Genomic DNA, 18,724 nt, shown 5'->3' with positions numbered 1-18,724 from the left:
CTCCTCAAGGCAGCGAACGCAGCAGCTGTTCGATCTTATCTTTCGTATCGAGATGATCGTACACGTGGCCGTTGATGCGCACGGCCGGTGCGCGGTCGCAGGCGCCGATGCAGGTGACTTTCTCCAGTGTAAAGCGGCCATCATACGTCGTTTCGCCGAGCTTGATGTCCAAAAGATTCTGCAGCGTCTCGATCAGGCGGTGCGAGTCAATGACATTGACGCGGCAGGCCGGCGAGCAGCAGACCTGGATTGGATACTTGGCGCGGGGTACGGGGGAAAGTTCACTGTAGAACTTCAGGCAGTCGAAAACATTCGTGACGCGCATGTCCAGCCGGTTGGCAATGTAGTAAGCCGTCGGCTCGGGAACGTAATGGCGTTCATTCAGGTCCTGCACCTCGAGCAGGATCCCGACAATCTGCGTGGGGTCGTAGTTGTGAGATTCCAGCACGAGGTCAATCCGCTCCTGCAATTCCTTGTCGAGCGGATATTCCTTTGTTTGTGCGGTCAGCATGGGAAGCCTCCTTTATACGAGACAATAATACACATGAATAACAGATAAGTATATTATATCTTAGTTTATAACAAAAATAAATGGAAATATATGATGGACACATAGTGGAATAGCTTACAATTTTGTGGTATAATTTAATTGCCCGAGGATGGCTTGTAAAGAAGACCAAAACCATGGGGGGATTATCATGGCAATCAAGAACATTGAAATGGATCGTCGTGACAGTGCGAGTTATCGCAAGTTATTGAAACGAGGTGGATTCCTTTCTGCAAGTTACTTGTCGGTCAGTGGCTTTGATGTCATTCAGCTCAAGAAACTGGCCCAGCGCGGCGAACTCGATGCAGTACGCTGTGCGATTGGCAAATCCATCCGCTGGTATTACCGGGAACGGCAAGCGGAAGCAGCTCATCTTCGTGGTTTGGCCTGAATACGGCTGAGAATTTTCACGGACCGGATCACCGGTCTATTTTTTTGTCAATTTTGAGGTGATTGGTTTGACCTGGCTCACATTGATTGTCATAACGTTTCTGGCGGTATTGTTCTTTTTCCTGATTTGGCCGATGCGCTACCTACTGACGGGCGGGAAACTCCTCTATGCCCGCCTGACTGTCCTGGCCTTCGATATCATCGCGATCGCCTGGTTCATGTTCCGTGCAATACGCTACCATCAGGTAAGCGGCAATGCCGTTTTGCTGGAGCTCATCGTCGCGTTCATTCTCGCGCAGCTCATCGGCAGCGTCTTCGTGATGCTGGCCGTTCTCGTCCGCTGCCTGTGGCGCCGCATGATGGCTGTGCCCGTCGACGAGAGCCGGCGCCGGCTGCTCAGCAAGGCCGCCGTCTATCCCGCTGCCGCGGCGGGACTGAGCCTCTACGGCAGCTTTGTCGAGCGCGATTCCCTGGTTGAACGCTCCTATGACATTCCTGTGCATCGCCTGGCCGAAGACGGCTACCGCATCGCACAGCTCAGCGACATCCATCTGGGCGCCTTCTTCTCCGTGCAGGACCTCGAAACGCTCCTGCAGCACACGGCTGCCGCGAAGCCCAACCTCCTGGCCATCACCGGTGACCTCTTTGACGACAACGCACAGAACCATCAGGCCGCCAGGCTGCTCGAACGTTACGTCGATGCATTCCCCGACGGCATCTGGTACTGCCTCGGCAACCACGAGCACTTCCGCGGCGTGACGGCCATCCTCGAAGACCTCTCGCACACGCGTGTGCAGGTCCTCGTCAACGAATGCCGCCAGATTCCCGGCCGCAGCATCTTCCTCACCGGCGTCGACTACCCAATGGACCGGCCGCACTTCGCGGACCTCAGCAAAGAATACATGGAAGAAGCCCTGGAAAAACTGCCCGCAGGCGCACCGACCGTGCTCCTCGCGCATCACCCCGACTTCATCGACCTCGCCGCCGAACGCGCGATCGCTCTGACACTCTCCGGCCACACCCACGGCGGCCAGTTCGGCATCCTCGGGCTGCCGTTGTTCCCCGTGTTCAAGTACACCCGTGGCATGGTACAGAAAGGCGAGTCCTACGGCTACGTCCACTGCGGCAACGGCAGCTGGTTCCCCTGCCGCATCGGTTGCCCGCCGGAAATCGCTTATTTCAATCTGCGGGCGGTTTAGCACATACCTTGCTCATCTCTCCAGGTCAGTGCTTGCAAGGCTTTGAGCAGTGCGTTGGAATTTATGGATTTGCTGACTCTTTGTAACACAGGGAAATTGACTTTGTCCTTCATTGCGCTGTATAATAAAATAAAAAGTGGGATTTCCCACCTACTAGAAAGGGTGAAATCATATGGATGCTACTGTTCATGTAGATTACATGGCACATCTGGATGCCAAGAAACGGTTGACGATTCGTGGAGCGAAGTATTCATATTATCAGGTCAAAGAGTACGATAATGGCTGTATTCTTCTGGAACCTCGTGAACTGGTCAAGCCCAAGCAGATATCAGCCAGGACTTTGAAGATGATGGATGATTCTATCCGGAACTTTCATCAGGGAAATGTTTCAGCGCCAGTTGATTTGTCGGAGTTTTGATTATGCAATTCTTGATTTGTCTTGGCATTCCTGAAATGCTTGCTCTCTGGGAACGTCTTCGACAGGGCCATGTGGAAGGGAAGCTGTCCAAACAAGAAGAGAAATTGTATCAGAAGTGGGGCAAGGCCATGAAACTGCTGGCGAGCAATCATGCTTATCCTGGGTTGCATACGCATGAGATTGGGCCGTTATCAAAGCGCTATGGCATGAAAGTATGGCAGTCGTATCTGGAAAATCGGAATAGTCGTGCCATGCGGATGTATTGGGTCTACGGGCCTGACCAGCGAGATATCACCATCATCGGCTTAGAGCCGCATCCGGAAGATAAGAAGAATAACGCATACGATAAGGTGACGCTGTCAGGTATTTAGCGATCTACGACAAATAATCATGCTGACGCTTTCCAGCCACACCCACGGCGGCCAGTTCGGCATCCTCGGCCTGCCGCTGTTCCCCGTGTTCAAGTACACCCGTGGCATGGTACAGAAAGGCGAGTCCTACGGCTACGTCCACTGCGGCAACGGCAGCTGGTTCCCCTGCCGCATCGGCTGCCCGCCGAAAATCGCTTACTTCAATCTGCGGGCGGTTTGATAGGTGTTTAAGGGATAAGAGAGCAGAAATCATTGCTTATTTACCAAATGATTTCTGCTCTCTTTTTTTCTTTGGAAAAGAACGTTTTTTCTGATATATTAGAAGATGTCTTGTGGGGGGGGACTGTTGTGCTATAATCTTAATTGAATTTTTAGTTATTTTTAACTTTATAAGGTTCATTTAAGAATATAGCATAGAAAGAAGATGTTTCCCATGAATCATATTTATAAAGTCGTTTGGTCAATTGTCAAAAATGCATATGTGGCTGTGGCGGAAATTGCTCGTACACATGGTAAAGTGCGTTGTACCAGTCAGAAGATTTTAGTGGCATTGACTGTTGGAGCTGTTGTTACCACGGGGATAAGTGGTAATGTGTATGCAGCGGAAGGGAAGGTTTTAGCTGGCGGAATGAATACAGCATCGGGAGAGGATTCCTCGGTAAGCGGTGGCTTGGGGAATACAGCATCAGAAAATTATTCTTCGGTGAGCGGGGGCGGTAGTAACAAAGCCTCGGGGGATGAGTCTTCAGTGAGTGGTGGCCTTAGCAATACGGCTTCGGGAGACCATTCTTCGGTAAGTGGTGGTGATCGAAATGTAGCTATAGGAGATAGTTCCTCGGTAAGTGGTGGAAGTGGTAATACCGCTTCAGGAAATGAATCTTCAATAAGTGGAGGAGATAATAATACAGCATCGGGAATACAGTCTTCAGTGAGCGGGGGATATAGTAACGAAGCCTCGGGGTATGAGTCCTCGGTAAGTGGTGGTAGTGGCAATACGGCTTCAGGACATGAATCTTCAATAAGTGGCGGTAATTATAATGTAGCCATAGGATATCAATCCTCGATAAGTGGTGGTAGTGAAAATGTAGCTTTTGGGAGTGGGTCTTCGATAATCGGTGGCAATGGTAATATAGCTTTGGGGCAATATACTGTTTCTCTGGGAGGAACATCGGGAATTGCAATGGGATATGGTTCTACTGTAATAGGTGGATCTACTGGTCAAAATGCATCACGTGCTATTGCTATCGGTTCATCCTCTGTTGTTACCGTTACTAATGGAGTGGCAATAGGACGTGCAAGTACAACCAATGAAGAGGATACAATTGCCTTTGGTCATAATGCTGGGGATATATCTGGTTATACATTGACCTGGCAGCAGCGCACAGATACGGACTCTGAAGGAAAAATCATAAAAAACGCAGATGGCACGACCAATGACTACACAAAAGAACCTGTTATTACGGAAAATACATATAGTGCAGCAGGATATAATCGTCTGGTCAAAGTAGCTGATGGCAAGGCAGCTCACGATGTGGCTACAGTCGAACAGACGACGGAACTGGTGGCTGGTGATTATGTTAAGGTCAAGGATGATGCAACTAAAGCCAACGCAATTGGTCAGCAACGCAAAAAGATTTCCGTTGTTGCAGATGGAACGATTATAAATGGGAATACTGGCTTGGTCACGGGCGGAACGGTTTATACGGCTTTGGCAGGAAAAATAGATACGGACTTGAGCAATCTGACAGATGCGGGCAAGAACGCGGTAAAAGACATCATGAAATCGGATCTGGGGGAAAAAGCCAATAAGGTGGATGTCTATACGAAGGAGGAAACGTATAACCGAACGGAGATTGATAATAAATTCGGCGGCCTGACTACGGATTTGTCAGGAAAAGCAGATGCAGACTTGAGCAATCTGACGGATGCGGGCAAGAACGCGGTGAAGGACATCATGAAATCGGACCTGGGGGAAAAAGCCAATAAGGCGGATGTCTATACGAAGGAGGAAACGTATAATCGGGCAGAGATTGATAATAAAGTCAGCGGTTTGACTACGGATCTCGGTAGTAAAGCGGATGTAAGCCTTACGAACTTGACAGATGAAGGAAAAAATACCATCAAAAAGTTGTCGCAGACGGCTCTCAAGGTAATTGCAGGAAGCAATACATCTGTGTTAGAAGGAAAAGATACTACCGGTGCCAAGACTTATACGGTGAGTGTTAATGAAGACGCAATCCGCAATACGGTTAAAGCTGATCTTGATCAGAAGGTCAATAAATCCGCTGATAATTTATCGGCAGCAGATGTACAAAGTTGGCAGTCCAAACTGGATACAGGGACGATTGCTCGCGGAGATACAGGTTTGATTTCTGGTGGTAAAGTCTTTGATGCGCTACAAGGTGTTGGCAACTATGGATTAGTTAAATCAGATGGCAAAGTCGTTCGTATTGCTGCGGATGATTCGGCTTCTGTTATAGATGTATCAGGAAATCAGCAGAAACGAGTGGTTACAGGGGTTAAGACAGATAGTCAAGACCCGTCATCTGCAGCAAATGTAGCGTATGTCAATGAGAATACGCAGCAAATCTATCAGAATATGAATAATGCCTATAGCAATCTGAAAAACGATATCAGTCGAGCCGCAGCAAGCAGCAATGCCTTGGCTGCTTTAAAGCCGATGGAATTTGATGAGGATGATAAATTGCAATTTGGTGTTGGCTATGGCCATTACCGTAATGCAAATGCAGCAGCTGTAGGTGCATTCTATCAGCCAGATGAAAATTGCTTGATGAACTTAGGCGCGACGGTCGGCAATGGCAATCCCGGCATTAGCGCAGGTATTACCATTAAATTTGGTCCTGGAGGTTCAGGTGTTCCTGCTATGAGCAAAAAGAAAATGGCCGAAGTTATCCATAATCAATCCATGAAACTAGATGAACAATCTCAAGAGATTGAAACGTTAAAGCGTGAAAATCAGGAAATGAGAGAACAGTTGAAAATGATTATGGATAAGATTAATAAATAATGTTGAGGATGGAGTGAGTATCATGACTATTGAAAAAAATCATTGCACTGATGAGGCTAGACTGAAAAAATGTCTTAAAGAACAGGGCTTGGATGATACATATCAAGTCCTTTCCGATGGTGATATTTTTATTGTCAGACAAGAAGCAGGAAGCTTTGAATGTATGGGGCATGATTGTCTTGAATTGTTGGGGAGTGCTACCGCGACATGTAGTCAAAATGGAAAAATTTATCGCATAACATCTGATGAGAAAAAACTTATCGATGTACTTTTAGCTTGTACATCTGATCTTGTTGAAAATGCAGATAGACAGAGATACTTGACTGAGATTAATAAATTTTATACAAATGATTGATATAAGGAAAATTAATAGATGATTTCCTCGTTTCCTGAGTAATTAGAAAGAAGCCCTTCTGTGTAGACGATTTTAGTTCGATACAGGAAGGATTTCCATGGGAAATTGCATATTGATGAACTTATATTCGTATGTTGTCGTTTCCTGAGCGACCATGAGGAATCCCTCCTGTGATAGACTGATTTTATTTCAACACGGGAGGGATTTTCATGAGTTTTGGAGAAATAAAACAAGAACATACGTTGAAGGTTGTCGGGCATGGCAAGGTGATGCTGATGCCGGATGAGGTGGAGATTGTCTTTTTCCTGCAGCAGACGGACAAGTCGTTTGCGAAGGCGCAGCAGGACGTCAAGGCCCGGTTCTCGCGGCTGGAGCAGATGGTGCTCGATTTCGGTTTGCCGCGGACGGCGCTGCAGATGCTGGCGTTCGAGACGGGCAAGGCGATGGAGCATGGTTTTTTCCGCCGTAAGATGAAGGGATACTCGTGCTATTGTGAGGCGAAGCTCGTCTTTGAGCTGAACCGTGGGCTTCTGGAGCAGATTTTGCTGAAGCTCACGGCGAGCGTGGAGGAGATGCCGTACCGGATCCGGTATCGCCTGCGCGATGAGACGATTGAGCAGGCGAATCTGCTGGGGCTGGCTGCTGCCGATGCGCGCCGCAAAGCCGGTCAGCTGGCCGAGGGGCTCGGGACGAAGCTCGGCGAGATCGTCAACGTGGAATACAACAGGACGCAGAAGCTGGAGTTGCCGCGCTATGTGGCGGATCATCACAGTTTTACGCGCTTCGAGGGCGTGATGGATATGATCATGCCGTGGGAAGACGATAAGATTGTGACCGATGAACGTCGATGTGAGGACGGCGAGAAGCCGAAGCACGAAGGCGCGGAGGGCAGTTATGTGCCACAGCTGATCCAGCTGGAAGCCGATGTGAAAGTGGAGTGGTCGTTTGCCGAACGATGTACATGTGTTAATTGAAGGAAAAGAAATTTTCCTGGAACTGGGGCTTTCCTGGTGGGGCTGCCTGATTCTTTTGGGCGGGCTGGTGGCAATCATCGGCATGGTCTATTATTATCACCGCCGGAAACGGCGGAGAAAGGTTGTCCCGGAGCTTTCGAAGCTTATGCAGGAGGTGGAGAAGAAGAACGGTAAGGACGCGGGCTGCGCCATGATGGCATCGTCTGCGCCGGATTCGCCGGTGGACAGGCTGAGAAAACGCTTCTCACACCTCATGGATGTGGTCATGCCATGGGAAGATGAGGATTCTGAGTCCGATTCCAGCAGGAAGAGGACGGTGCCGGGCCGGTCGAAGCTCATCACGGTGGCGGAACGGCGCGAGGTGCCGTCGTATCGGGAGCTGCCCAAGGACCTTGCCGCGGAGCTGTTGAAGCCGCGGGAGGATTTTCGGTCGCTGCTGTTTCGCTATCTGAACCGTTCGGGACGCACGAATCCCGAGATTTATCGGGCGGCGGGCATGGACCGCAAGCTTTTTTCGGCCATTTGTGCCAAGCCGCATTACCAGCCGAGCCGGGGGACGGTCATTCGGCTGGCGCTGGCACTGGAGCTGACGCTGCCGGAGGCCATGGAATTTATGGAGCGCGCGGGATACGCATTTTCGGCTGCGCGTCCCGGGGATCTCGTGGTGACGTATTACATCAGCCGCGGCATTCATGATGTCATGATAATAGAAGATGCTCTCTACGAGATTGGAGAGCATCTTTGAGTACATCAATGTAAATCTTTTTTGTTCGGTGCATGAGGAATGTCCAGCGGGACTTCCTGGATGGCACAGGCATCCTGGCGCATGGCGTCCGATGTCTTTGCTGCCCAGATCCGCTGGACTTTTTTGATGAAGGTTTCCTGGGAGAGCGGGTGCTGTTCGTGGCGGGCGATGTGCTTCTGTAGGACGGCTAGGAATTTGTCGTTGAGTTTGATGTCGCGCTGGGCGAGCAGGATCTGCAGGCTCGTATCGACGAGGTAGAGGTGCAGGATGCCGTCCTTGAGACTGTCGGCCTTGGGCAGAAGCTCAGGCTTCAGTGCACCGAAGGAGAGCGGCGCATCGCCCCAGCCTTCCTTGAAGATGCCATCAATCTGGTAGAGCAGGAAGAGAATGCCTTCCTGCTCGTAGAGGGCGAATTCCATCTTGCCCGTGCGGAAGGCTTCGCGCGCGATGACGTCCGTGTGGGAGAGCTGCAGGATGAACATGGCGCCGTTGGCGTCAAGCTGGAACATGCCGCCATCGGCCTGTGTCTTGATGGGCAGCGGAAATTTCTGCCCGACTTCGAAACTGGTATAATCGTTCATGATATGCCTCCGAATCATTCGTGTTTATGATGATTTAAGTCTGGTATTATTGTAGCATATGTGGTAAGGTGATGTCATGGACAGGAGGGATGCAATGTGAGTCTCAATGATACGCCGCGCGCGATGCGGCTGCATATCGGTTTGTTCGGCCGCCGCAACAGCGGCAAGTCATCGCTCGTCAATGCCCTGACGGGGCAGCAGGTGGCGACGGTTTCCGCAGTGCCGGGCACGACGACGGATCCCGTGTATAAATCGATGGAGATCCATGGCATCGGGCCGGTGGTCTTTGTCGATACGGCCGGCTTCGATGATGAGGGGACCCTGGGCGAGCTGCGCGTGGACAAGACGCGGCAGGCGGCCAAGGCGACGGATATCGCGCTCGTGCTGTTTACGGATGAGGATATGGAGCAGGAGCTTCGCTGGCTGGCACATTTCCGTCAGCGGGAGATCCCGGCCATTGCGGTGCTGAGCCGCATGGATGAGCGCGGCAAGGCAGGCGAGCGGCTGGCACGGCGCATCGAGGCGAAAACCGGGCAGCCTGTTCTGCGCGTCAGTGCCACGGAGCGTCAGGGGCTGGAGCTGCTGCGCGAAGAGATCATGCGGGCGCTGCCGGAGGATTACCGGGAGCGCACGATCACGGGCGGTGTCGTGGCGGAAGGCTGTCATGTGCTGCTCGTGATGCCGCAGGATATCCAGGCGCCGAAGGGGAGGCTGATCCTGCCGCAGGTCCAGACGCTGCGGGAGCTCCTCGACAGGAAATGCCTCGTGTCGAGCTGCACAACGGACCGCCTGCCGGCGATGCTGGCTGCCTTGCGCAAGGCGCCGGATCTCGTCATCACGGATTCGCAGGCGTTTCGCATCGTGCATGATACGCTGCCGGAGGGGACGCCTTTGACGTCGTTTTCGGTGCTGTTCGCCGCGTACAAGGGGGACATCGATTTCTTTGTGCAGGGGGCTGAAGCTCTGCTGCAGCTGCCGGGAGATGCCCGCATCCTCATCGCGGAGGCCTGCACGCACAAGCCCTTGCAGGAGGATATTGGCCGCGTGAAGCTGCCGCGCCTGCTGCGCAGGCGTTTTGGCGGTGCCCTGGACATACGGGTCGTATCGGGACGCGATTTCCCGCAGGATCTTGCGCCGTATGATCTTGTCATCCACTGCGGTGCCTGCATGTTCAACCGCCAGTATGTCCTGAGCCGCGTGGCCGCCTGCCGGGCTCAGGGAGTCCCGATGACGAATTACGGGGTGGCGATTGCGGCCCTTTTGGGTATCCTGCCGGATGTACGTTTGCCGCATGAAATGTGAGGATTCTTGCCGAATTGTACGGAAACAGGTAGAATAGAAGGAAAGGTAACAGTGTGTTCGTGATGTTTTGCGTGAAATGAGGTGTCTCTATGTTCAAGATTTTCCGCATGGCAGCCGCATTCCTGCTGCTGACCGCTCTTTTTGTCGTGCCGATGGGGACGGCAAGTGCCGATGGCTGGTACTGGCTGAATTCCGACAGCAAGTACAGCAAGTATTTTGACCCGTCTTCCGTCGTGGTCACGCACCGTGCCGTGACGAGTCACGGTACGGTGCCGACGGAGATCGCTGCTTGGACCAAGACGACGTACAGTTATGAAGGGGCTCAGGAGACGATTGAGAATTATGGCCTGAGTACGCTGATCCCGGATCCCGCGCAGCTCTCGTACAGCCTGGCGGAGGTCGTGGTCAATCCGCAGAACCGTACCGTACAGTATCGGAAAGAGGATTTCTACGATCCGCAGGGCAAGGTCATCTGGTCCAAGACGGATGGCCGTGTCAAGGAGATCACGAGCCAGCAGTTCGATGAATCATTCTATACGGCCATTGTCGACAGTGTCTTCGGTCAGGGCGAGGTGGCGCGCAGCAGCGCCGCGGACCGCTGGATTACACTGTGGGAGAATACTTCGGTGGACGGTGTCACGACGCATGTGACGGCCGATACGACGACGATGCGCATGAAGGGCTCAAATATGATCGTCTGGCAGTGGGCGGAGACGAAGGACGCCAACGGCAATGTGTCGCAGATCGTCTTCATGAAGAAGGCCGTCAATCTGCCGCAGGGCACGGAGCGCACGGTGCGTGCGGAACGCTGGACGCCGCAGGATGGCTGGCAGGAGCTTGAAAGCACGCTCGACGGAGCTTACCGCATGATTGCCGCGGACAGTCCGGCTTATCAGGGGCTGGAGGTCCTGCGCGCCTATGCGAAAGAGCATTCGGAGTGGGTCAACCGCTACAGCATCGGGCTTTGACAGGGAAATAACAGGCATACGGGTACAAAGCTTTGCCGCTTTGTACCCGTTTTTGGAGGGATTTTATGCAGGCACCAATCTTGATCGTGGCTCCGTTCCGGAAACTGGCGGAGGATATTGAGCTCGTCATTGCGGAGCAGTTCCCCAAGCAGAAGAAGCTGTTCCGGGTGGTGGAAGCCGATTTGGAGGACGCCAGGAAATTGTTGGAAAAGAATACGGGCGATGCCATCAAGGTGATCGTGAGCCGCGGTGGCACGGCAAGGCTGCTGACCTCGGCGGCGGATCTGCCCGTCGTGCGCATCCAGGTTTCAGTCATGGATGTGATGCAGGCGGTCCTCCAGGTATCGGAACGCGGCTCTGTGCATAAAATCGGCATTTCCGGGTTTGACAACATGGTCTACGGCTGTGAGGAGATCGAGAAGATTCTCGACATGCATTTCATTGAGTTTGTGATCCGCGGGGAAGAGGAAGCCGAAGCAAAGATTCAGGAAGCCATCCGACAGGGTGTAGATGTCCTGGTCGGCGACGCCGTTTCGGTGCGCGTGGCCAAGAAATACGGCCTGAAGGCCAAGGTGATTGAGTCGGGCAAGCAGGCCATTCTGCAGGCTCTGCAGGAAGCCGTGCTCATTTCCCGGGTCGTGCAGCAGGACGAAGTCAAGTCGCGCATGCTGAGTTCCGTCATCAACAAATCGCAGGATGGCATCGTGGCCGTGGACGGTGAGGACAAGATCATCCTCTTCAACCCGGAGGCCGAACTGATCTTTCATCGCGTCCGCTATGAGGTCATGGGCAAGCCGCTCGCGGAATTCTGCAGCAGCCTGACGGGACGGCAGCTCCATACGGCCGGCGAGATCATGGCGGATGTCTATGGCAAGCAGATGCTCGTCAAGATTTCGACCATCCAGAATGGCAGTTCCGGCTTTACGATCTACACGCTGCAGCAGGTATCCGAGGTCCAGCGTCTTGAGCAGAGCATCCGCAAGAAGCTCATGGCGAAGGGCCTGACGGCCAAGTACCGCATGGAGAATGTGATCGGCCGTTCCCGGGCCTGCCAGAATATGAAGAACAAGGCTGCACGCTATGCCCTGACGGATTCCACGATCTTGATAACGGGTGAGTCGGGCACGGGCAAGGAGATGCTCGTGCAGGGCATCCACAACATGAGCCAGCGCGCGTCGGGGCCGTTTGTCGCCGTCAACTGTGCGGCTCTGCCGGAGAATCTGCTGGAATCCGAATTGTTCGGCTATGTGGACGGCGCTTTCACAGGGGCGCGCAAGGGCGGCCGCCAGGGTGTGTTTGAGATGGCGCATGGCGGCACGCTTTTCCTCGACGAGATCGGCGAGATGCCGATTTCGCTGCAGTCGCGACTGCTGCGTGTCCTGCAGGAGCGCGAGGTCATGCCGCTGGGCAGCGAGAGCATTATCCCCGTTGATGTACGCGTCATCGCGGCGACGAACCAGAATCTTGCCGATATGGTGGCAAAGGGCGAGTTCCGGCAGGACCTGTATTACCGCCTGAATATCCTGCGCATCCACATGCCGACGCTGGCGGAGCGGCGCGAGGATATCCCGCTGCTCGCGCGCTCGATGATGAAGAAGATGCAGAAGCTCAACCCGCAGCTGACGGTTCTGACGGATGCGGCGGCGGATTTCCTGCAGCAACTGCCCTGGCCGGGCAATATCCGCCAGCTTGCGAATATGATTGAGCGCATCATGCTGCTGACGGACGGCACGGAAATCGATCGGGCGGATATCCAGGCGGCCTGCGAGGATGATGTTGAGATCCGGCCGTTCCACCGGAGCAGCCAGGCCGTGCCTGCTGCGCAGCTGACGGAAGCGGCGGAGCATGAGGAGGAGAACGGCCACGTCCTCCAGAGCGTGGAGGAGGAGACGATGTACCGCGTGCTGCAGGAAGAAGACTACAACTACAGCCGCGCGGCCAAGCGGCTCGGAATTCATCGCACGACCCTGTGGCGCAAGATGAAGAAATACCAGCACAACTGAATCGCGGCTTGCAAACGGTATTGTTGCAAAAAGATAACTCATGTATCATTTTGCAACAATACCGTTTTTGCACATGTGCCGTATCGTGAAAAATCATGGGCTCCGGCTTGGCACCATTCTTGCATATAGTATGGGTGAGGCATGTTATGTGAGAAATAAGGTGATGGAATGGTAAAATTAGCGGCGATTGCAGATGATCTTACCGGTGCGAATGATACCGCTCTCCAATTTGCCAAGCGACAGATGCGGGCCAGTGTGCAGCTGGATCTTGCGAAGGACCCTCCCGGCGGCAGCGAGGTCATCGTGATTGACTCGGACAGCCGGGATCTCGATGTCCGCGAAGCGTACCAGAAGGTGCGCCGCATCAGTGAAGCGGTCAAGAAATATGGTGCGGAATGCATTTATAAGAAAATTGATTCGACCCTGCGAGGCAACTGGGGGGCAGAAGTCCAGGCCGTTGCCGATACGTTCAATCCGGATCTTGTAATCATAGCACCGGCTTATCCGGTCAATAAGAGAATCACGGTGGGCGGCTACCATTTGCTGAATGGCACGCTGCTGGAACTGACGGAGATCGGCCATGCGCCGAAGACGCCCGTCAAGGAATCGTATATTCCTGATATCCTGCGGGAACAGGTGCCGGGGGTCTCATGCGCCATCCTGGATTTCACGGTCATGCGCCAGGGCGTGGAGGCCGTGCACGATGCCATTGAGGAGTTCCAGCTCGCAGGCAGGCGCTGGGTCATCTGTGACATTGTCGAGGAGCAGAACTTCCTGACGCTCATGGATGCCCTGCACGAGTACGACAAGAAGAAAATCCTCTGGGTTGGCTCGGCGGGGCTTGCCGATTACATGGCGTATTTTTACGGCTGGCAGGGTGAGTCATATCCCTCGTGGTCCTCGCGCCATGGTTCGGTGCTCGTCTGTGCCGGCAGCGTGAGCCATGTGACGCAGACGCAGATCCGCACGCTTTGCCAGCAGATGGACATCACGCGTCTGAAGCTGGATGTCGAAGCGGTCCTTTCTGATGCAGACCGCATCAATGCATATGGTGAGCAGATACAGGCCGCGATGGCAGCAGGGCACGATGTCCTGCTGACAGCGGCCGAGGATGATGCCGATGTGCGCAGGGCTGTGCACGCCGGCCGCCGGTATCAGCTGAGCGGCAAGGAAGTCAGCGAAAAGATCGCCAACATCATGGCATCCATCGTCAGCCGTCTCGATTTCTCGGGGATGGCCGGCATGGTGCTCACGGGCGGCGATACAGCGGTGCACATCTGCCGGGCTCTCGGGGTGGATCGCATCGAGATCCTGCAGGAAGTCGATCCGGGCGTCCCTTTGGGGTATCTTTGCGGCACGAATGTGGAGCCCGTCTTTGTGGTCACGAAGGCCGGTGCGTTCGGGCGTCCCGACACGTTCGCCAAGTCGCTGACCATGATCAAGGCGATGCCGGAGAATCAGCAGTCTAATTTACAGGAGGCATAAATATGAAGAAACCGATATTGGGAATCACGATGGGCGATGCAGCAGGCGTCGGCCCTGAAATCATTGTCAAGGCACTGTCCACTCCTGAGATATACGATATTTCACGTCCTGTGGTGTTCGGCGATTTGAAGATCATGGAACGGGCCGTGAAGATTGTCGGCGCCGACCTGCGCTGCCATGCGATTCAGGACCCGGCCGACGGTGTTTACGAGCGGGGGACCATCGATGTCGTTGACCTCAACAACCTGCCGGCTGACCTGCCGTTTGCCAAGGTGGACGGCAGGGCTGGCAAGGCCGCATATGAGTACATCGAACGGGCCTGCCATTTTGCCATGAAGCAGGAGGTGCATGCCATCGTGACGGCTCCGCTGAACAAGGAGGCCCTGAATCTCGGCGGCGTCCATTTCCCGGGGCATACGGAAATCCTGGGCCATCTGACGGGCCAGAAGGATTTCTCGATGATGCTGACGAGCCCGAAGCTGCGCGTCATCCATGCTACGACGCATATCGCGTACCGTGATGTCCCGCAGGCTCTCACCAAGGAGCGCATCTTCAAGGTCATCAAGCTGGCGCAGGAGACGCTGCAGCTCATGGGCATCGAGAAGCCGCGCATCGCCGTGGCCGGCCTGAATCCGCATTCGGGCGAGCACGGTCTGTTCGGCGATGAGGAAGAAACGAAAATCCTGCCGGCCATTCAGGAAGCGCAGGCAAAGGGCTGGGATGTATCGGGACCGGAGCCGCCGGATACGGTGTTCCACCGGGCTGCGAACCTCGACGAATTCGATATCGTCGTCGTCATGTACCATGATCAGGGCCATATCCCCATCAAGGTGCTGGGCTTTGACAGCGGCGTGAATGTGACGGTCGGCCTGCCCTGCATCCGCACCTCGGTCGATCATGGCACGGCATTCCCTGTGGCCGGTACGGGCAAGGCAAAGCCGGACAGCATGATGGAGGCCCTGCGCCTGGGTGCCCAAATGGCCAAGGTAAAATTTGCCGACCTCCTGAAGGATTGACGGAATGAAACTTTAAATACATATATATTCATGATTTTGTACAATTAAAGGATAGGAGCGAGAAAGATGTTTGAAGCAAAAGGTCTGATTACGCCGGTTGTCACTGCCCTGAATGAGAAGGAAGAATTCAACCCGGAAATGTACAAGGAATTCATCAACCATCTGATTGATGCCGGTGTCAGCGGTATCTTCCCGCTGGGCACGAACGGCGAGTTCTATGCCTTCAGCCAGGAAGAGAAGCTCGAGATCATCAAGACGGCCGTCGAGGCGGTAAACGGCCGCGTTCCTGTTTATGCCGGCACGGGCTGCGTCACGACGAAGGAGACGATTGAGTTCTCCAAGAAGGTCCAGGCTCTCGGCGTTGACTGTCTGTCCGTGATCTCGCCGTACTTCGTCGCCGTCAGCCAGGACGACCTTTATGAGCATTACAGTGCCGTTGCCAAGGCCGTTGACATGCCGATGCTGCTCTACAACATTCCGGCACGCACGGGCAACAACATCGCGTTCAGCACGGTCAAGAAACTCATGGAGTTCGAGAACATCATCGGCATCAAGGACAGCAGCGGCAACTTCGACAACACGCTCAAATACATCGAGAACACGGATCCACGCATCCAGGTCCTCGCGGGCAGCGATTCCCTGATTCTCTGGACGCTCATGGCCGGCGGCACGGGCGCGATTTCCGGCTGCTCGAACGTGTTCCCGGAGCTCATGGTCAGCATCTATAAATACTGGGCTGCCGGCGACATCGAGAAGGCCAACGAGGCCCAGAAGAAGATCCGTCCGTTCCGCAACGTCATGCAGATGGGCAATCCGAACTCCGTCGTCAAGCTCGCGGTCAATCTGCGCGGCTGGAACGTTGGTCCAGCAAGACGCCCGTCGAACTGCACGAACCCGACGATCGTGAATGCACTCAAAGAAGTATTCAAGCAGTATTGATAGAAAGGCAGGAGACGTGGCATGGCAAAAGCACCTAAGATCGTAATTTCGCACAGACTCCATGAAGATGGCATGAAAGTCCTGGAGGACGCCGGCGCAGAGGTCGTGATCGTCGGTTCCGGCGAGCCCGCCGATATGCTGCCGTATCTGAAGGATGCGGACGGCGTCATCATCCGCATCGGTTCCATCGACAAGGCTACGATGGAGCAATGCCCGAACCTCAAGGCCATCGGACGCCCGGGCGTCGGCGTGGACAGCGTGGACGTCAAGGGCGCGACGGAGCTCGGCATTCCCGTCGTGATCGCACCGGGCGCCAATACGCGCTCCGTGGCTGAGCATGCGATGGCGATGATCTTTGCCTGCGCAAAGAATATGCTGGTCTGTGACCATGAGATGCGCAAGGGCAATTTCGGCATCCGCAGCGAGTACAAGGCGTATGAGCTCTATGGCAAGACGCTGGGCCTCATCGGCTGCGGCCATATCGGTAAGATCCTGGCCGAGCTGGCAACGGGCATCGGCATGAAGGTACTCGTCTACGATCCGTTCCTCAAGCAGGAGACGGTGGAAGGCTGGGGCTATGGCTATCGTGCGGACATGAAGGACATCCTGAAGGAGGCCGATGCCATCTCCGTGCATACGCCGCTGACGCCGGCCACGAAGAACATGATTGACGAGCCGGAGCTCAAGCTCATGAAGCCGACGGGCATCCTCGTCAACTGTGCCCGCGGCGGCATCATCAACGAGGCTGCGCTCTGCAAGGCACTCAAGGAGAACTGGATCCAGGCTGCTGCCACGGATGTCGTCGTGCATGAGCCGATTCGCGTCGACGATCCTTTGTTCCAGCTCGACAATATTATCGTGACGCCTCATATGGCCGGACAGACCAAGGAGGCTGCCTCTGGCGTGGCAACGCTCGCCGCTGAAGGCGTGCTGGCCGTCATCCGCGGTGAGAGGTGGGATAAGGTCTGCAACCCCGATGCGTACAACCATGGGCGTTGGCAGAAGTAATACGGGATAAGAAAATGGGAAGGCATACCCACAAGGATGTGTGCCTTCCCATTTTTTGTGCCGGTTGTGTCCCATTGTCGTTGCAAAATAATACAATAAATATTGCATAGTGCAACAAAATACGGTAAAAAGCGTAAGAATTGTAAGAATCTTAGGGATAGAAAAGTTGGCACGCGGCTTGCATTATTATAGGGCAGAAGACATAACGCATGATTCATCATATATAAATGGAGGCTTTAATATGAAGAACTGTCAGCTTACAATTCCTTCGGTCGTATTCGCAGGACAGGGAAGTGTTGAGAAACTCATCACAATCATAGAACGGGAAGCGGCGAAGCATGTCTTGATCTTTACGGACAAGGGGATTCGCGGCTTGGGCCTCAGCAAACCGGCGGAGGAGATCTGCGGCAAGTATGCCGATGTGACGGTTATCGAGGATTTGACGGCGGAACCTGCTGTTGCGGATATCGAGCGTGTCCTGGCAGAAGTGAATAGCCAGCCGGATCTCATCGTCGGCATCGGCGGCGGCAGCGTCATGGATGCGGCCAAACTGGCCAGCATCATTGTCGGTGCAGATTACACGCTGCGCGATTTGCTGAAGGACAGCAGCATTGCTCACAAGCAGACGAAAACCGTCATGATGCCGACGACCTGCGGCACGGGCTCGGAAGCTACCTGCAACGCCATCGTGGCCATTCCAGAGCAGGAATCCAAGCAGGGCATCGTCAACGATTGCATGATCCCGGATTACGTCATCCTTGATGTGAACATGATTGCCAAGCTGCCGCCGAAAATCATCGCCGCAACGGGCGTCGATGCCCTGGCTCATGTTGTGGAATGCTTCACATCTAAAAAAGCGACGAAGCTCAGCGATACGTATGCTAAGGAAGGCGCACGCAAGATTTTCCACAATATCCGGAAGGCTTATGCAGAAGCCGATAACCTCGAAGCCAAAGCCGAGATGATGATTGGTGCCTTCTACGGCGGTGTGGCCATCACGGGTTCCGGCACGACGGCCGTGCATGCCCTGTCCTATCCGCTGGGCGGCAAATATCACATCGCTCACGGCGTTTCGAATGCCATCCTGTTCGCCCACGTCATGGAGTTCAACAAGGATGCCTGCGAGGACCGTCTGGCAGAGCTTTGCGATGCGGTTTACCCGGAGCTTTCCGGCAAGACGGTGGCGGAGAAAGCCGATTGCATCATTGCCGAGATTGCCTCGATTGTCAGTGAAACGAATATCCCGACGAGTCTCAAGGAATTCGGTGTAAAGCCGGAGGACCTGGATTTCCTCGTAGAGGCGGGCAGCCAGCAGACGAGGTTGCTTGTCAACAACTGCAAGGAGCTGTCGCTCGACGATATCCGTTGCATCTACAAGAAAGTCATGTGAACGAA

General features: G+C 54.1%; 18 protein-coding genes and 1 pseudogene. 17 read left to right on the top strand and 2 right to left on the bottom strand.

Annotation, left to right across the window (positions count from 1 at the left end):
- Positions 1-4: 4 nt before the first annotated feature.
- Complete coding sequence (locus tag DWZ54_RS06975; protein ID WP_118015151.1) at positions 5-511, bottom strand: NAD(P)H-dependent oxidoreductase subunit E; 507 nt, start codon at positions 509-511, stop codon at positions 5-7.
- A gap of 187 nt (positions 512-698) precedes the next feature.
- Here DWZ54_RS06975 and DWZ54_RS06970 point away from each other — a divergent pair, with 187 nt between their 5' ends.
- The 9 genes and pseudogenes from DWZ54_RS06970 (at position 699) to DWZ54_RS06930 (ending at position 8,027) form a co-directional block, all read left to right on the top strand.
- A complete protein-coding gene (locus DWZ54_RS06970; RefSeq protein ID WP_118015152.1) occupies positions 699-938 on the top strand; it encodes a hypothetical protein in 240 nt (79 codons plus the stop codon).
- A 58-nt stretch (positions 939-996) separates the two neighbouring features.
- The gene (locus tag DWZ54_RS06965; protein WP_370245752.1) at positions 997-2,136 is read left to right on the top strand and encodes a metallophosphoesterase; all 1,140 of its coding nucleotides are present in this window, start codon (positions 997-999) and stop codon (positions 2,134-2,136) included.
- A 172-nt stretch (positions 2,137-2,308) separates the two neighbouring features.
- Positions 2,309-2,554, top strand: a complete 246-nt coding sequence (locus tag DWZ54_RS06960) for a hypothetical protein (RefSeq protein ID WP_118475065.1) — start codon at positions 2,309-2,311, stop codon at positions 2,552-2,554.
- A 2-nt stretch (positions 2,555-2,556) separates the two neighbouring features.
- Positions 2,557-2,925, top strand: a complete 369-nt coding sequence (locus DWZ54_RS06955) for a hypothetical protein (RefSeq protein ID WP_118475063.1) — start codon at positions 2,557-2,559, stop codon at positions 2,923-2,925.
- A 16-nt stretch (positions 2,926-2,941) separates the two neighbouring features.
- Positions 2,942-3,145 (top strand): annotated as a pseudogene (locus tag DWZ54_RS06950) (metallophosphoesterase); the annotation flags it as partial.
- Positions 3,146-3,358: 213 nt separating this feature from the next.
- Positions 3,359-5,953 carry a YadA-like family protein gene (locus DWZ54_RS06945; RefSeq protein WP_158573633.1) on the top strand — a complete coding sequence of 865 codons (2,595 nt, stop codon included), beginning with the start codon at positions 3,359-3,361 and terminating at the stop codon, positions 5,951-5,953.
- Between the two features lie 22 nt (positions 5,954-5,975).
- Positions 5,976-6,308 carry a hypothetical protein gene (locus DWZ54_RS06940; protein ID WP_118475059.1) on the top strand — a complete coding sequence of 111 codons (333 nt, stop codon included), beginning with the start codon at positions 5,976-5,978 and terminating at the stop codon, positions 6,306-6,308.
- 209 nt (positions 6,309-6,517) lie between these two features.
- A complete protein-coding gene (locus tag DWZ54_RS06935; protein ID WP_118475057.1) occupies positions 6,518-7,282 on the top strand; it encodes an SIMPL domain-containing protein in 765 nt (254 codons plus the stop codon).
- The gene (locus tag DWZ54_RS06930; protein ID WP_158573632.1) at positions 7,254-8,027 is read left to right on the top strand and encodes a hypothetical protein; all 774 of its coding nucleotides are present in this window, start codon (positions 7,254-7,256) and stop codon (positions 8,025-8,027) included. Before DWZ54_RS06935 ends, DWZ54_RS06930 begins: the two co-directional genes overlap by 29 nt.
- A 5-nt stretch (positions 8,028-8,032) precedes the next feature.
- Here the strand turns inward: DWZ54_RS06930 and DWZ54_RS06925 are convergent, their stop codons facing one another.
- Entirely contained in the window at positions 8,033-8,608 is a 576-nt protein-coding gene (locus DWZ54_RS06925) for a hypothetical protein (RefSeq protein ID WP_118475053.1), read from the bottom strand.
- A 96-nt stretch (positions 8,609-8,704) separates the two neighbouring features.
- Between DWZ54_RS06925 and hydF the strand changes: the two genes are divergently transcribed.
- From hydF to DWZ54_RS06885, 8 genes are all read left to right on the top strand, one after another.
- On the top strand, positions 8,705-9,910 hold the full coding sequence (gene hydF, locus DWZ54_RS06920) for a [FeFe] hydrogenase H-cluster maturation GTPase HydF (RefSeq protein ID WP_233541644.1): 1,206 nt from the start codon (positions 8,705-8,707) through the stop codon (positions 9,908-9,910).
- Between the two features lie 89 nt (positions 9,911-9,999).
- A complete protein-coding gene (locus DWZ54_RS06915) occupies positions 10,000-10,878 on the top strand; it encodes a hypothetical protein (protein ID WP_233541643.1) in 879 nt (292 codons plus the stop codon).
- A gap of 65 nt (positions 10,879-10,943) precedes the next feature.
- On the top strand, positions 10,944-12,881 hold the full coding sequence (locus DWZ54_RS06910; protein WP_118475051.1) for a sigma 54-interacting transcriptional regulator: 1,938 nt from the start codon (positions 10,944-10,946) through the stop codon (positions 12,879-12,881).
- Positions 12,882-13,049: 168 nt separating this feature from the next.
- Positions 13,050-14,366, top strand: a complete 1,317-nt coding sequence (locus tag DWZ54_RS06905; RefSeq protein ID WP_118475049.1) for a four-carbon acid sugar kinase family protein — start codon at positions 13,050-13,052, stop codon at positions 14,364-14,366.
- A 2-nt stretch (positions 14,367-14,368) separates the two neighbouring features.
- Positions 14,369-15,382, top strand: coding sequence for a 4-hydroxythreonine-4-phosphate dehydrogenase PdxA (pdxA, locus tag DWZ54_RS06900; RefSeq protein ID WP_199663285.1), 1,014 nt, complete (start codon positions 14,369-14,371; stop codon positions 15,380-15,382).
- 66 nt (positions 15,383-15,448) lie between these two features.
- The gene (gene dapA / locus DWZ54_RS06895; protein ID WP_118016189.1) at positions 15,449-16,321 is read left to right on the top strand and encodes a 4-hydroxy-tetrahydrodipicolinate synthase; all 873 of its coding nucleotides are present in this window, start codon (positions 15,449-15,451) and stop codon (positions 16,319-16,321) included.
- Between the two features lie 21 nt (positions 16,322-16,342).
- Positions 16,343-17,329 carry a hydroxyacid dehydrogenase gene (locus DWZ54_RS06890; protein WP_118475047.1) on the top strand — a complete coding sequence of 329 codons (987 nt, stop codon included), beginning with the start codon at positions 16,343-16,345 and terminating at the stop codon, positions 17,327-17,329.
- Between the two features lie 241 nt (positions 17,330-17,570).
- The gene (locus DWZ54_RS06885; RefSeq protein ID WP_118475045.1) at positions 17,571-18,719 is read left to right on the top strand and encodes an iron-containing alcohol dehydrogenase; all 1,149 of its coding nucleotides are present in this window, start codon (positions 17,571-17,573) and stop codon (positions 18,717-18,719) included.
- Positions 18,720-18,724 lie beyond the last annotated feature (5 nt).

Origin of the sequence: Mitsuokella sp. AF33-22 (genome assembly GCF_003475755.1) — a bacterium.
Taxonomy (GTDB): Bacteria; Bacillota; Negativicutes; order Selenomonadales; family Selenomonadaceae; genus Mitsuokella.
The sequence above is the reverse complement of the archived record's forward strand: the minus strand, read 5'-3'. Positions and strand labels throughout refer to the sequence as shown.

Excerpts from the sequence above, each read along its gene's own strand:
- DWZ54_RS06975 (WP_118015151.1), bottom strand. The coding sequence starts at position 511 with ATGCTGACCGCACAAACAAAGGAATATCCGCTCGACAAGGAATTGCAG.
- DWZ54_RS06970 (WP_118015152.1), top strand. The coding sequence starts at position 699 with ATGGCAATCAAGAACATTGAAATGGATCGTCGTGACAGTGCGAGTTAT.
- DWZ54_RS06960 (WP_118475065.1), top strand. The coding sequence starts at position 2,309 with ATGGATGCTACTGTTCATGTAGATTACATGGCACATCTGGATGCCAAG.
- DWZ54_RS06955 (WP_118475063.1), top strand. The coding sequence starts at position 2,557 with ATGCAATTCTTGATTTGTCTTGGCATTCCTGAAATGCTTGCTCTCTGG.
- DWZ54_RS06945 (WP_158573633.1), top strand. The coding sequence starts at position 3,359 with ATGAATCATATTTATAAAGTCGTTTGGTCAATTGTCAAAAATGCATAT.
- DWZ54_RS06940 (WP_118475059.1), top strand. The coding sequence starts at position 5,976 with ATGACTATTGAAAAAAATCATTGCACTGATGAGGCTAGACTGAAAAAA.
- DWZ54_RS06935 (WP_118475057.1), top strand. The coding sequence starts at position 6,518 with ATGAGTTTTGGAGAAATAAAACAAGAACATACGTTGAAGGTTGTCGGG.
- DWZ54_RS06925 (WP_118475053.1), bottom strand. The coding sequence starts at position 8,608 with ATGAACGATTATACCAGTTTCGAAGTCGGGCAGAAATTTCCGCTGCCC.
- DWZ54_RS06915 (WP_233541643.1), top strand. The coding sequence starts at position 10,000 with ATGTTCAAGATTTTCCGCATGGCAGCCGCATTCCTGCTGCTGACCGCT.
- DWZ54_RS06910 (WP_118475051.1), top strand. The coding sequence starts at position 10,944 with ATGCAGGCACCAATCTTGATCGTGGCTCCGTTCCGGAAACTGGCGGAG.
- DWZ54_RS06905 (WP_118475049.1), top strand. The coding sequence starts at position 13,050 with ATGGTAAAATTAGCGGCGATTGCAGATGATCTTACCGGTGCGAATGAT.
- pdxA (WP_199663285.1), top strand. The coding sequence starts at position 14,369 with ATGAAGAAACCGATATTGGGAATCACGATGGGCGATGCAGCAGGCGTC.
- dapA (WP_118016189.1), top strand. The coding sequence starts at position 15,449 with ATGTTTGAAGCAAAAGGTCTGATTACGCCGGTTGTCACTGCCCTGAAT.
- DWZ54_RS06890 (WP_118475047.1), top strand. The coding sequence starts at position 16,343 with ATGGCAAAAGCACCTAAGATCGTAATTTCGCACAGACTCCATGAAGAT.
- DWZ54_RS06885 (WP_118475045.1), top strand. The coding sequence starts at position 17,571 with ATGAAGAACTGTCAGCTTACAATTCCTTCGGTCGTATTCGCAGGACAG.